Origin of the sequence: Psychrobacillus sp. OK032 (assembly GCF_900111345.1) — a bacterium.
Classification (GTDB): Bacteria; Bacillota; Bacilli; order Bacillales_A; family Planococcaceae; genus Psychrobacillus.
In genome coordinates, this window is the sequence record NZ_FOGY01000001.1 from 26,848 (window position 1) to 39,813 (window position 12,966).

11 protein-coding genes are annotated in these 12,966 nt (G+C 37.7%); all 11 read right to left on the reverse strand.

The window, feature by feature from the left end:
* Positions 1-897: 897 nt before the first annotated feature.
* The 11 genes from recA to BMZ04_RS00220 all read right to left on the reverse strand — a co-directional run bounded on the left by recA (position 898) and on the right by BMZ04_RS00220 (position 12,908).
* Positions 898-1,935 carry a recombinase RecA gene (gene recA / locus BMZ04_RS00170; RefSeq protein ID WP_093265394.1) on the reverse strand — a complete coding sequence of 346 codons (1,038 nt, stop codon included), beginning with the start codon at positions 1,933-1,935 and terminating at the stop codon, positions 898-900.
* 215 nt (positions 1,936-2,150) lie between these two features.
* Positions 2,151-3,398 carry a competence/damage-inducible protein A gene (locus BMZ04_RS00175; RefSeq protein ID WP_093262956.1) on the reverse strand — a complete coding sequence of 416 codons (1,248 nt, stop codon included), beginning with the start codon at positions 3,396-3,398 and terminating at the stop codon, positions 2,151-2,153.
* Positions 3,399-3,411: 13 nt separating this feature from the next.
* The gene (pgsA, locus tag BMZ04_RS00180; RefSeq protein ID WP_093262960.1) at positions 3,412-3,990 is read right to left on the reverse strand and encodes a CDP-diacylglycerol--glycerol-3-phosphate 3-phosphatidyltransferase; all 579 of its coding nucleotides are present in this window, start codon (positions 3,988-3,990) and stop codon (positions 3,412-3,414) included.
* 50 nt (positions 3,991-4,040) lie between these two features.
* Positions 4,041-4,898, reverse strand: coding sequence for a helix-turn-helix domain-containing protein (locus tag BMZ04_RS00185; protein ID WP_093262964.1), 858 nt, complete (start codon positions 4,896-4,898; stop codon positions 4,041-4,043).
* Positions 4,899-4,914: 16 nt separating this feature from the next.
* Positions 4,915-5,721, reverse strand: a complete 807-nt coding sequence (locus BMZ04_RS00190; RefSeq protein ID WP_093262969.1) for a DUF3388 domain-containing protein — start codon at positions 5,719-5,721, stop codon at positions 4,915-4,917.
* A gap of 126 nt (positions 5,722-5,847) precedes the next feature.
* Complete coding sequence (gene ymfI / locus BMZ04_RS00195) at positions 5,848-6,579, reverse strand: elongation factor P 5-aminopentanone reductase (RefSeq protein ID WP_093262973.1); 732 nt, start codon at positions 6,577-6,579, stop codon at positions 5,848-5,850.
* Positions 6,572-7,876 (reverse strand): EF-P 5-aminopentanol modification-associated protein YfmH, encoded by a 1,305-nt coding sequence (gene yfmH, locus BMZ04_RS00200; RefSeq protein WP_093262978.1) that lies wholly within the window; start codon positions 7,874-7,876, stop codon positions 6,572-6,574. Before yfmH ends, ymfI begins: the two co-directional genes overlap by 8 nt.
* Positions 7,869-9,146, reverse strand: a complete 1,278-nt coding sequence (gene yfmF / locus BMZ04_RS00205; protein ID WP_093262983.1) for an EF-P 5-aminopentanol modification-associated protein YfmF — start codon at positions 9,144-9,146, stop codon at positions 7,869-7,871. Before yfmF ends, yfmH begins: the two co-directional genes overlap by 8 nt.
* Before the next feature lie 214 nt (positions 9,147-9,360).
* Positions 9,361-10,320 carry an ABC transporter permease gene (locus BMZ04_RS00210; protein WP_093262988.1) on the reverse strand — a complete coding sequence of 320 codons (960 nt, stop codon included), beginning with the start codon at positions 10,318-10,320 and terminating at the stop codon, positions 9,361-9,363.
* A gap of 1 nt (position 10,321) precedes the next feature.
* Positions 10,322-11,368: an ABC transporter permease gene (locus tag BMZ04_RS00215; RefSeq protein WP_093262993.1), complete on the reverse strand. Its 1,047-nt coding sequence runs from the start codon at positions 11,366-11,368 to the stop codon at positions 10,322-10,324.
* Position 11,369: 1 nt separating this feature from the next.
* A complete protein-coding gene (locus BMZ04_RS00220; RefSeq protein WP_093262998.1) occupies positions 11,370-12,908 on the reverse strand; it encodes an ABC transporter ATP-binding protein in 1,539 nt (512 codons plus the stop codon).
* Positions 12,909-12,966: the final 58 nt, after the last annotated feature.

Consider the following 12,966-nt stretch of genomic DNA (forward strand, 5'->3'; position numbering starts at 1 on the left):
TTAAAAAAGTACAAGTTTTCGATAGGTGTAACTTGTTGTCCACTCCGTTGTTTTTATCAAATCTTACCGCTCTCCTTCTTGGGAGCCCTAGCAAGCTTTAAATAACAACAAGAAAAATACTTAAAGATATGACACTTCCTATTAAATTGGAACAAGAAATGTGCTATTGCTCTCAAATTATATACGATAGATAAATAAACGGTTCATTAGCAGTTTCAGTTTTATTAGAACTTTACTTGATAAAATATTGCGTCATAAGGAGTTACCGAGTTACCCCTTGGATTTAACATGGAGGTAGTTGATTTCCACTCCAGGCGGACGCTTTCCGCGGGCATTGCTTCAGCCTCCTCGTCGCTTCGCTCCTGCGGGGTCTTCAGCTCATGCACCTGACGCTTCGCTTTCGGTGCAAAAAACATCTGCTATTCCCGCTGGAGTCGCCGCCTTGCGCTTCAATCAAAAAAATGTGCTGACTAATTAGCATCTTAGCTTAATATAGCAACATTAAATTCGATTTTTTATACTATTTCTTCAAAAGTAAAATCCAATAAATGGCTTAATGGGACAAAGTTACCACTGAACATGTCAACTTGATTTAACAGATGCTAGGAGGACGTTGATAAACTTAGTGCTTTATTCGATTTAGCTATTTATTTGTCAGCAAGCAAGCTCCATTGGTTTTCGCAGCAGGCGGCGACTCCAGCCGGATGAGTGAGACAGATGAGCCATCACAACGAACGCGAAGCGGAGGTGATGGCTCATCGCTCACCCGGCAGAAATCATAGCGGACACTTAGAAATACCGAATTCATAAGAACTGGATTCCTATCTTACAAAATCTACATACTTTCTAGTCCATAAAAAAAGTCCCTCAACAACAAGTTGAGAGACTTTGATTATTTTATTCTTTATCTAACAATAATTCAAACTCTGGGTCGTCTTCTTCCTCTACTTCATGACCACCGATTGTTAAGGCACTTGCAGCCATTCCTAGCGATTCACGAATCTTTAAAGAAATCTCATTTTTGATAGATGGGTTTTCTTTTAAGAATTGTTTTACATTTTCTCTACCTTGCCCTATGCGCTCTTCATTGTAGGCATACCAAGAACCGCTTTTTTGGATAATATCAAACTCTGAACCAATGTCGACAATTTCTCCTTCTTGAGAAATCCCTTCACCATACATAATATCTACTTCTGCAGTTCTAAATGGTGGAGCAACTTTGTTCTTCACTACTTTAATTTTCGTTTTGTTCCCCATAATATCGGTACCTTGTTTGATTGCTTCTGCACGTCTTACTTCTAAACGGACAGAACTATAGAATTTAAGTGCTCGACCACCTGGTGTAGTTTCCGGATTTCCGAACATTACTCCAATTTTTTCACGAACTTGGTTGATGAAAATGGCGATTGTGTTCGATTTATTAATAACACCTGAAAGTTTACGTAATGCTTGAGACATTAGTCGAGCTTGAAGACCCATATGAGAATCTCCCATCTCTCCTTCAATTTCAGCTTTAGGTACTAAAGCAGCTACCGAGTCAATTACTAAAATCTCAATTGCTCCACTACGTACAAGTGCTTCTGCTATTTCAAGCGCTTGCTCCCCTGTATCTGGTTGAGATAAAAGTAATTCATCGATATTTACACCAAGTTTTTGTGCATAAACTGGATCTAATGCATGCTCTGCATCGATAAATGCTGCTTGACCACCAGTTTTTTGTATTTCTGCAATCGCGTGAAGAGCGACAGTTGTTTTACCTGAACTCTCTGGACCATATATCTCAATAATACGTCCTCTTGGATATCCGCCTATTCCTAAGGCTGCATCCAATGCTAAAGAACCACTTGAAGAAGTAGAAATTTCAAGACTTGTTTTTTCTCCTAATTTCATAACAGAACCTTTACCGAATTGCTTCTCTATTTGTTTTAACGCCATTTCAAGCGCCGCTTTACGATCATTAGCCAACTATATTTCCTCCTTAGAAGATAATCTGATTTTTATTTCTATGTTTACTATACTAGGTTTTTGAGAAATATACAAGAAAAAAGCGAACGTTTATTCGTTATTTTTTGAGACTATTTTATTTTGAGCGCTAAAAATAGCCCAAAAATCAATTTTGGGCCGGTTTTTATGTTCAAAATTCTATATACCTACATTCCTCGGTCGTGCAGTAAACGTATTAAATAATGGATCGTAAACTTTACAGCTCGTAATCTGTTTGTATTCCTCATACCTGATAGGTTTAACTTGTATGAAATAGGTGCCGAATCGTCAAAAGCAATACCGATCCAAACTGTACCTGCAGGTTGTCCCCCGTGACCGTCCGGACCAGCTGCTCCCGTAATCCCAACACCAATATTAGTGCCAAACTTCTCTCTCACTCGCATGGCCATTTCTTCTGCACATTCGCTTGAAACGACGCTATATTCTTTGATCGTCGATTCTTGGACACCTAGATGCTTTATTTTTATTTCTTCTGTATACGTAATCATACCACCAACTAATGCCACCCCCATACCTGGAACAGCAGCAAGTTCTGATTGAAACAGTCCTGCTGTCATACTTTCGGCAGCAGAGATGGTTAAATTATTTTCGATAAGTATATCTCGAAGTTTCGATGCAAGGGAATCATTATTATAGCCATACACAAACTTTCCTACTCGATCGAAAATCTCCTTTTGTAGTGTATCAATAAGTTTCCAAGCTTCTTCTTCTGTATCGCTTTTAGCCGTTAATCGTAAGGTGACTTCCCCATCAGAAGCAAGTGGTGCAAGCGTTGGATTCGTTTGATTATACAATAAATCTTGGACTTCCGTTTCTAACTCTGCTTCCCCAATTCCATAAAATCGCATGACATGGGACTTAATGATTGATTCATTATGTAGAAGCTTTGTTAGAATAGGTTTTGCTTCGAATTGGAACATTGGCTCCATTTCTTTTGGAGGTCCTGGTAGTAGAATATACGAATGCGTTTTGGTTGATAAAAACATTCCAGGTGCCATTCCATGCTTGTTTTCTAAAACTGTACAACCTTCTAAAACAAGTGCTTGTTTTTTATTGTTTTCTGTCATCTTTCGATTCATACGTTTGAAGAAATCCTCAATATAAATTAATGCATGGTGATCTAAGACGAGATTTTTGTTTAAATGTCTTGAGATCGTCTCTTTCGTTAAATCATCTTTGGTAGGTCCTAAACCACCTGTAAAAATGATTAAATCTGCTCGATTCTCCGCAATTTTGATAGAGTCTACTAATCGATTAGGATTATCACCTACAACAGTATGATAATAAACATCAATTCCTAACTCTGCTAGTTGAGAAGAGATGAATCTAGCATTTGTATTGGAAATTTGACCTAATAATAATTCGGAACCAACTGCAATAATTTCTGCTTTCATAAGAACTTCCTTCCTATTTAGAGTCAAGTAATACTTTACGATTTAGATAAAAATAATCGAATCCGGACCATAAAGTAAAGAATAAACAAACATATAACATAATCATATCAAACGGAATATGGAACATTTCAAAAAATACATTTCCTAATAATAAAGACGAAACCGCGATAATTTGTGTCCACATTTTAATCTTACCAAGTTGATTGGCAGCTACTACTTCTCCTTCGTTTGCAAGGATTAATCGTAGTCCAGTTACTGCGAATTCACGGCTAATGATTAAAATAACTACCCAAGCTGGTGCTGTTCCCAGTTGCACTAAAATAATGAGCGCAGCAGACACAAGTAATTTATCTGCTAATGGGTCCAAAAATTTCCCCATATTCGTTACTAAATTATATTTTCTTGCATAATAACCATCAATAAAATCCGTAATCGATGCGATTATGAAAATAATAGCTCCGATTAAATGTGCAATCGGAATCGTCGCACCGAGAAAACTAATATCACCCCAGTTAAAAGGCACAAGCATAAAAAACATAAATACTGGTATTAAAAAAATACGAAACATCGAAATTTGATTCGGTATATTCATTTATATGTAACTCCTTTCGTTTTCAAACAAAATAGCCATCTAAAAGATGACTATTTTTGAAACTGTATAACTAAATTTTGCGTAGGTCTATCGGTTGGGAATTCAACTACTTGGCCATTCATATATACTGTATTACCAGGAGTTGAACCAATACGTACGCGAACTCTGGATGAACTAGCCACATCTAATTCGAAAGTCTCGCCAGCTACTATTGCTTGGTCAACCAAAATTTTGTTATCTTGGTCTCTAATATTCAACCAAGTATTATTCGTTGCTACCAATTTCACTACATAATTTTCTGCACCAGTTAAATCATAAGTAGATGTTTCCCCTTGCGTTTCCACAAAAGTAAGCTGTTGCGCAGGCACCGGCTCTTCTACTTCTTCCTCAACAGGTTCCTCTGGCTCTTCTTGTTCCTCCACTACTGGATCCTTTGAGTTTTGCTCTGATTGAGACTGTTGTTCAATCACTACTTCATCACTTGGTTCTACAAGATCTTTGGAATCTTCAGGTTTACTTTGATATAAAGTCCAAACAATTACAATAATTGCGATGACAAATAGTGCAACAACGATCATCGGGAAAACTTCCATAAATTTGTTCGACGAGCGCCCCCCTAGAGTTCTTCTAGATGGCGTTGCAGGAATGCTTTTCGAAACATCGTCATTTGAAGGAGAAGGAATATCGGTTTTATACGTTTCCAAAAGTTCGTCGCCGTTTAAACCGACTGCCTCTGCATATTGCTTAATAAATGCCCGCACATAAAATGCTCCTGGCATTGTGGCATAATTTCCTTCTTCAATACCTGTCAAATACCTTTTTTGAATTTTTGTTATTTCTTGTAAATCATCAATACTATAGCCTTTTGCTAATCTCGCTTCTTTTAAGCGAGCGCCAAGTTCAGTCAACTAAAACACCTGCCCGTTAAAAATTAAATCCACCAAATCCGCCGAAACCACTCATTCCTTTGTCCGACATGCTGTGGTTTTTCTCCATCATTTCATACGAAATCTCTTCTTCGGGATTAGTACGAAGCTCAATAATATAATCAAAATCATCAATAGAATACTCGGAGTGTTGAATGAACATATCCGGATGCTCTACTACTTTAATTGTAGGCATTCGCATCATTTCTCTAACTAACATTTGATGTTTTTCATCATTTGAATTTCTAGTCACAATACCATCAAGGATGAAAATATTGCGATCGCTAAACTCGTCCCCTATAAGTTGGCTTCTAATGGTTTGTTTAATCATGGTAGAAGAAAGAAAAATCCACTTTTTATTTGCACAAACGCTTGCTGCAACAACCGATTCTGTTTTACCGACCCGTGGCATTCCTCTTATGCCAATAAGCTTATGACCATCTTGTTTAAAAATTTCGGCCATGAAGTCCACTAATATTCCAAGCTCCCCGCGGACAAATCGGAATGTTTTTTTGTCATCAGCATCCCGCTGAATATAGCGACCGTGTCGCACTGCCAGACGATCTCTCAGCTTCGGTTCTCTAAATTTAGTTAACTGAATCGTTTCCATTGTCGAAGCAATATGTTCAAAGCGTTCTATATTTTCCTTTTTTTCCGCTTTTATAAGCATACCACGACGACCTTCATCTACGCCATTAATCGTAACAATATTTACGCGAAGCATACCAAGTAAAGAAGAAATGTCTCCCAAAAGTCCTGGACGATTTATTTGAATTTCATATTCAAAAAACCACTCACTTGTCATAACTATCTGTCCTCTCTCGTTAGATGACGTTATTTACCCATTATAAGTTCTATCATATATGAATTCTTAGCTGAATAAAAGAAAAAAAGAAAAGAGCACAACATCTCTCTTTTCTAGGAACCATTCTCAAATATACCATCCGCCGTTTACACGGATGATTTGACCTGTTATATAATTTGCTTTTTCACTAGCCAAAAAGACGACCGCATTAGCAACGTCTTGTGTCGTACCGAAAACACCAGCAGGTATTTCTTCCAAAATAAGCGTGCGCGCTTCGTTTTCCACATGGATATTCATTTTCGTGTCGATGAATCCTGGGGCTACCGCATTTACCGTAATTCTTGCATGCGCAACTTCTTTTGCATAAGCTTTCACAAATGCATGCTGGGCTCCTTTAGCAGCAGAGTAAGCCGCTTCATAAGAAGCCCCTGTTTCCCCCCAAATAGATCCAACGAAAATAATGGAACTATGCTTATGCTTTCGAAGCTTCGGTGTCAATTTCCCTAATAGGAACATCGGATGTTCCACATGCACTAGAAATAATAGGCGTATTTCTTCCAGCGTAGTATCTTCCAACCCTTTATATAAACTATGCCCGTGGGCGAAAACGATGGAGTGAAGGGAAAAAATTGAATTGGCTAGTTTTTCTATAGAGCTTGCTTCTCGCATATCAGCTTGTATAAGCATGAATTCTTGTGCCGGGTATAATTGCTCCAGTTCGTCCATTAGCGCGTTTACACGTGCTTTATTGCTTGAATAGTGTAGGTATAGGGACCAACCTGCTTCAGCTAGGTTACGACATATGGTATCCCCTATTTCTCCTGAAGCTCCTAACACTAATGTGAACTTTTTACTCATTACCATTTTTCTCGAATGGAACTACGGTAAATACAGTATGTTTCTGTTCATCCTTTAATGATTCCAATGCGTGCATCACTTGTTCCAACGTTAGATTTTCAAGTGCAGGGACAACATCAAATAAATTCATATCGTTAAATGAGTATCTTGTAAATTGGTTTGCTATATATTCAATTGAATTCAATGCACGTAAGAAAAATCCAATTTTTTTACGTGTAACTCGCTTTAAATCCTCTTCCGTAAACTGCCCCTCTTTTGCTTGCTCTTTGATGGATTGTTTAATCTTCTCTGCAAGTTGTTCCGCATTTACTGTATCAGAGCCAATCATTGTAAACCCATAGCCTTTTTCCATCGAAAAGTCTGCAGAATACGATTCATCGATTAATCCTTTTTCGTAAACGTCCTGATAAAATGCAGATGTTCTGCCGAATAAGAGTTCAATTGCTACTTGCATCGATAACTCAAAATTCAGCATTTCTTTTCCGGAAATATCGGTGTTCGTTGACTTAATACCATAAATAACTTTTGGTTTTTGCACATCCATTTGTAAACTGCGCTTCTCAAAAGCAACATTCGGTTGTTCAGTCGGGAAAAAGCGTTGAATGTCTTGTGGGGCTTCGAATGTTTTCGCCGCTTGATCTTGTTTGATAAAGTCCATCATTTCCTGTGGATTCACCGCACCAACAACAAAGACCGTCATATTAGATGGGTGATAGAACGTGTTGTAACACTCATATAAATGTTCCGCAGTAATTTTGTCAATGGATTCTACAGTTCCAGCAATATCAATTTTTACTGGATGCTCTTTATACATATTTTCAATCGCACCAAAGTATAAACGCCAATCAGGCTGATCGTCATACATCGTTATTTCCTGGGCAATGATACCCTTTTCTTTTTCCACCGTTTCTTCCGTGAAATAAGGCTGCTGTACAAAATCAAGCAATGTCTTCGTATTTTCTAATACATGATTAGTGGACGAGAATAAGTAAGTCGTTTTAGTAAAAGAAGTGAACGCATTAGCAGAAGCACCTTTTTCACTGAATTGTTGAAAAACGTCTCCTTCTTCTTTTTCGAACATCTTATGCTCTAAAAAATGGGCTATACCGTCTGGAACGATTACCGCTTCCTTTTTACCAAGCGGAATAAATTCACGATCGATTGATCCATACTTCGTTGAAAAAGTGACAAATGTTTTGGAAAATCCTTTTTTCGGTAAAATATATACCTCTAAACCATTTGGCAATTGCTCGTGGTATAGCGTTTCTTCTAATTGTTTAAAATATGATTCATTCATTGCCTGCACCTTCCTTACCAGATAGGAAATAGACGAATTCCTTCTCTATTTTCTGAGCCATTTGACTGATTTGATCCTTCGTTACATTGGACCATTTGGCAACCCAGTTTTCTACTGTGAATGACTCGTTTATTTCTTTATATTGATCGTAAATTTCAATTTGTGCGCGGGCAGAATCCAATGCTTCTTTTAATTGATTGGATAGCATTGATTTTGTTTGATTTATCTCTAAATCAGTAATATCTCCTTCTTGCATCACTTTTAGCTGTTCATCTATTAACTTGACCGCTTTTTCCTGTAAATTAGCATCAATTCCTGCTAAGACGAATATCAACCCATATAAAGAAGAATAACTACTAGATGCATAATAGGCCATGCTTTCTTTTTCTCGCACATTCATAAATATTTTGGAATGTGAAAAGCCTCCTAATATGCCGTTCGTCATCTGCATAACCGGAAACTCCTCTGAGAAGAAAGTGATTGGTGTACGATAGGCTATATGCAACTTTCCTTGTTTCATATCTTGTATTTCATGTAAAAATCCATTTTCTGTGGAAGCTTTTACTACTTCTACGTCGTGTACTAGTTCTAAGGTTCTATCCGCAAATGGAAAATGGCTAGCTATTTTTTCTTTTATTTCTTCCGCATTGACATCCCCTACAATATAAATAGACAAATTGTCTTCTGTGAGAATCGTTTGGTGCATTGCTACTAGTTGTTCATTTGTTACTGCTTTTACAGCTTTGACTGTCCCATTGGCAGAAATAGAAGCTGCGTGATTTGGGCGAATATTCTCTAGCAAACGCTGCTGAGCATATCTCGTTTTATCGTCATACATCGATTGTATACGTTCAATGACTTGATCTTTTTCTCTATTGACAATCGAATCTACAAATTTTCCATCTACCAGCTTTGGTTTAAATAAGACGGTATGTAATAAGTTGAAGACTTCATCTACTACTTTTTCATTGGATAGATAAGCATCATTTACAGTTTCCGCATTCAATGAAAAAATATGATGGGTTCCTTTCTTTCCCGTATCAAAATATAAGACAGCACCATATAAGTCATCTAAACGTTTTCGAAATTCTGCATTTGTTTGAAACACATCATTGCTATACTGCAAGACGTTAGCTAAAACGGAGCGTATTGCTGCTTGTTCCTCGGTTAATTGCTGTTTCCATTTGAACGATATATTAATCGTTTTAAATTGTTCTGTCGGTCTTACATAAAGCTTAACGCCTTGCGCAAGTTCAAATTGTTGGAACATATTGTTATCCCCCTTTTTCTTTCTAGTTTATCTCTTATACCATTTTACTATACATAAAACAAAAAGGGACCAAATTTAATTGGTCCCCAAATACAAAGTTTGAAATTTGCTGTTCTATTCAATTATGTCTAGCTCTAGAAGCCAGCTACTCCTGCGCAAAGCTCGTCGCAGAAGAACGTTGTCGCAGCTAAACGGCGTCAATCCGCATTTCAAATTAACGTTTTCCTTTGATATATGGTATACCACTAGCTTTCGGTGCATGTGCTTTCCCGATAAATCCAGCAACCGCTAGTATAGTCAATACATACGGTAAAATATGCAAGTAATAGCTTGGTACTTGATCAATATATGGAATTTGCCCACCAATTATACTTAATGCTTGCGCAAATCCAAAGAATAATGCAGCACCAGCTGCTCCAAGTGGATGCCATTTACCGAAAATCATAGCAGCTAGCGCCATAAACCCTTGTCCATTGATCGTAGAATGACTAAATTCACCAGAAATGGATTGTGCATAAACTGCGCCACCGATACCTGCAAGCATCCCAGATAAAATAACCGCTACGTAGCGCATTTTCGTTACATTGACACCCATTGTGTCCGCAGCCATTGGGTGCTCCCCTACGGCACGAAGACGTAAACCAAACGGTGTTTTATAAATAACAAACCATGCACCTATCGCTACGATGATAGCTAAAATCGACGTAGAATAGACATCTTTAAAAAACATAGGTCCGAGAACTGGAATATCACTTAAAAAAGGAATATCAAATCGTATAAAGCGTTCTTGAATATAATCTGTTTGTCCTTTACCATAAATCAATTTAACAGAGAATAATGCAATCGCAACACCTAGCATATTGATCGCTACCCCTGAAATCGTTTGATCCGCTCGGAAAGAAATCGTTGCTACAGCATGCATAATCGCGAATATACCGGAGACAACCATTGCAGCTAGTATGGAAACCCAAGGAGTCATCGCACCAAATGTCCCGACAAATGTTAGGTTGAACAAAATCCCGATAAATGCCCCCATTACCATTAAACCTTCTAGTCCGATATTAATAACACCTGAACGCTCCGAGAAAACCCCACCGATCGCAGTAAAGATTAACGGGGCGGCATAAAATATAGCCGACGGAACGATGAAATATAGAACCTCTAAAAAGCTCATCTTATTTCGCCTCCTTTTTGTTGTTCTTCTTTACAAGGAAATAGCGAATAATGTAACCACATGCTACAAAGAATATAATAAGTGCTATAACAATTGAAACGATTTCAACTGGTATACCGGCTGCATTCGGCATATTTAATGAACCAAATTTCAACGCACCGAATAATGTTGCACCGAAAACAACCCCTAAAGGAGTATTTGCTCCTAGTAGTGCTACTGCTATCCCGTCAAATCCAATTCCAGTAAAGCCACCTTTTACACTCGCATATTGGAATGTACCAAGCGCTTCCATGGCACCAGCTAACCCTGCAAATGCTCCTGAAATAACCATCGATAGAATGATATTTTTGTTTACATTCATACCAGCATAATCAGATGCATGCTTATTGAATCCGACTGCCTTCAATTCAAAACCAGTCGTCGTTTTTTCTAAAATAAACCACATAACTAGCACCATAGCAAGTGCTATGAAAATACCGTAGTGCAATCTTGAAAAATCTGTCATACTTTCAAAAAAAGCAGATTTCAGTGAAGCTGTTTCTTTAATCGCTTCTGTCGTTTCTCCACCATTTGCAACCATTCGAATAAGTACATTGGTCGTATGAAGCGCAATATAGTTCATCATAATCGTAACAATAACTTCATGTACTTGTAATTTAGCTTTTAAAAGACCAGGTAAAAATGCCCATAACCCACCTGCTACTGCAGCAGCTAAAATGGAAAGTGGTAAATGGATATACATCGGCAGATCAAAAGCAATTCCTACATATGCAGCTGCAAACCAGCCGACTAACAATTGTCCTTCTACACCGATATTAAATAACCCTGTACGGAAAGCAAAAGCAACCGCTAATCCTGAAAGGATATAAGGAGTTATTTGACGAATGGTTTCTCCTATTGTGTAGGCGTCCCCAAAAATACCGTTCCATAATGCGGAATAACCTGCAACTGGATCATAGCCACTTATTAACATAACTACTGCTCCTACAAGTAAACCTAAAATAACGGAAATAACAGGGACAAGTATATTAACTACTCTATTAGGCATGCTATTTATCCCCCTGTGTTGCAACATTTTCTTTCGTACTTTGACCTGCCATTAATAAACCTAGTTCTTGCTCAGTAGTTTCTTTTGGCAATAATGTATCGACTATTTGTCCATCATAAATAACTGCGATACGGTCCGATACATTCATGACTTCATCTAGTTCAAACGATAGTAAAAGCACCGCTTTCCCTTTATCACGTTGTTCGATTAATCGGCTATGAATAAATTCAATTGCACCAACATCTAATCCTCTAGTCGGAAGTGCAGCGATTAATAATTCTGGATTACGTTCGATTTCTCGTCCAATAATCGCTTTTTGTTGATTACCACCAGATAAAGCACGTGCTGGTGTGTGTTCACCTTGTGTTCGTACATCATATTCTTTAATAATTTTCTGCGCTAGCTCCGAAACTTTTCCGTAGTTCATAATACCATTTTTAGAAATGGGATCTACATAGTAAGTTTGTAAAGCAATATTATGCCCGATTGGGAAATCTAGTACTAACCCATGCTTATGACGGTCTTGTGGAATATGTCCAATGCCTGATTCCGTCACTTTACGAGGTCTCTTATTCGTAATATCTCGCCCATTGATCGAAATAGATCCACTCTTTGATTTTTTTAGTCCTGTAATAGCTTCGATTAACTCCGATTGACCGTTTCCGTCAATTCCAGCAATACCTAAAATCTCACCTTTACGTACCGTTAAACTTAAGTTTTTCACTTTTTCAACGCCACGAAAATCGGTAACGACTAGATTTTTTACAACTAAAGCATCATCTGTAGGATTCGCATCGACTTTAACCGTTGTAAAATCAACTTGTCTACCAACCATTAGGGAAGCAAGTTCATTTGGATTTGTTTCTGAAGTAATAACCGTTCCAATACCTTCCCCTTTACGGATAACGGTCACTCTGTCCGAAACGTCCATAATCTCTTTTAATTTATGTGTGATTAAAATGATCGATTTTCCTTCTTGAATTAGTCGCTTCATAATTTGAATGAGCTCAATTATTTCTTGAGGAGTGAGAGATGCGGTCGGTTCATCGAAGATTAATATTTCTGCTCCACGGTATAGTGTTTTTAAAATTTCTACACGTTGTTGCATACCAACAGATATATCTTCAATTTTAGCGTATGGATCCACTGCCAAACCATACATCTCTGATAATGAATGAATTTTTTTCGCAGCATCTTTAATGTCGATCATGCCGCTTTTCGTTAATTCATTCCCTAAAATAATATTTTCTGTCACTGTGAAATTTTCCACAAGCATAAAATGCTGATGAACCATACCAATTCCAAGATCATTTGCTACGTTCGGATCTGTAATTTCTACAGTCTTCCCATTCACTTTTATCTCTCCGGCTTCCGGTTGATATAGACCAAATAGTACATTCATGAGAGTGGACTTCCCAGCTCCATTTTCTCCTAAAAGAGCATGAATCTCTCCTTTTTTTAATTGGAGGGTAATATTATCATTCGCAACAAATGATCCAAACTCTTTTCGAATGCCAAGCATCTCTATTACATAATCCAATGAATTCACTCCCTACTATATTAGTACAAAAATTAATACAGGAAAGACTTTAAATTTT

What these genes read in the sequence shown, in the direction of transcription:
- yfmH (WP_093262978.1), bottom strand. Translation starts at nt 7,876, where the DNA reads ATGAATGAATCATATTTTAAACAATTAGAAGAAACGCTATACCACGAG.
- pgsA (WP_093262960.1), bottom strand. Translation starts at nt 3,990, where the DNA reads ATGAATATACCGAATCAAATTTCGATGTTTCGTATTTTTTTAATACCA.
- BMZ04_RS00175 (WP_093262956.1), bottom strand. Translation starts at nt 3,398, where the DNA reads ATGAAAGCAGAAATTATTGCAGTTGGTTCCGAATTATTATTAGGTCAA.
- BMZ04_RS00190 (WP_093262969.1), bottom strand. Translation starts at nt 5,721, where the DNA reads ATGACAAGTGAGTGGTTTTTTGAATATGAAATTCAAATAAATCGTCCA.
- BMZ04_RS00215 (WP_093262993.1), bottom strand. Translation starts at nt 11,368, where the DNA reads ATGCCTAATAGAGTAGTTAATATACTTGTCCCTGTTATTTCCGTTATT.
- ymfI (WP_093262973.1), bottom strand. Translation starts at nt 6,579, where the DNA reads ATGAGTAAAAAGTTCACATTAGTGTTAGGAGCTTCAGGAGAAATAGGG.
- yfmF (WP_093262983.1), bottom strand. Translation starts at nt 9,146, where the DNA reads ATGTTCCAACAATTTGAACTTGCGCAAGGCGTTAAGCTTTATGTAAGA.
- recA (WP_093265394.1), bottom strand. Translation starts at nt 1,935, where the DNA reads ATGGCGTTAAAACAAATAGAGAAGCAATTCGGTAAAGGTTCTGTTATG.
- BMZ04_RS00210 (WP_093262988.1), bottom strand. Translation starts at nt 10,320, where the DNA reads ATGAGCTTTTTAGAGGTTCTATATTTCATCGTTCCGTCGGCTATATTT.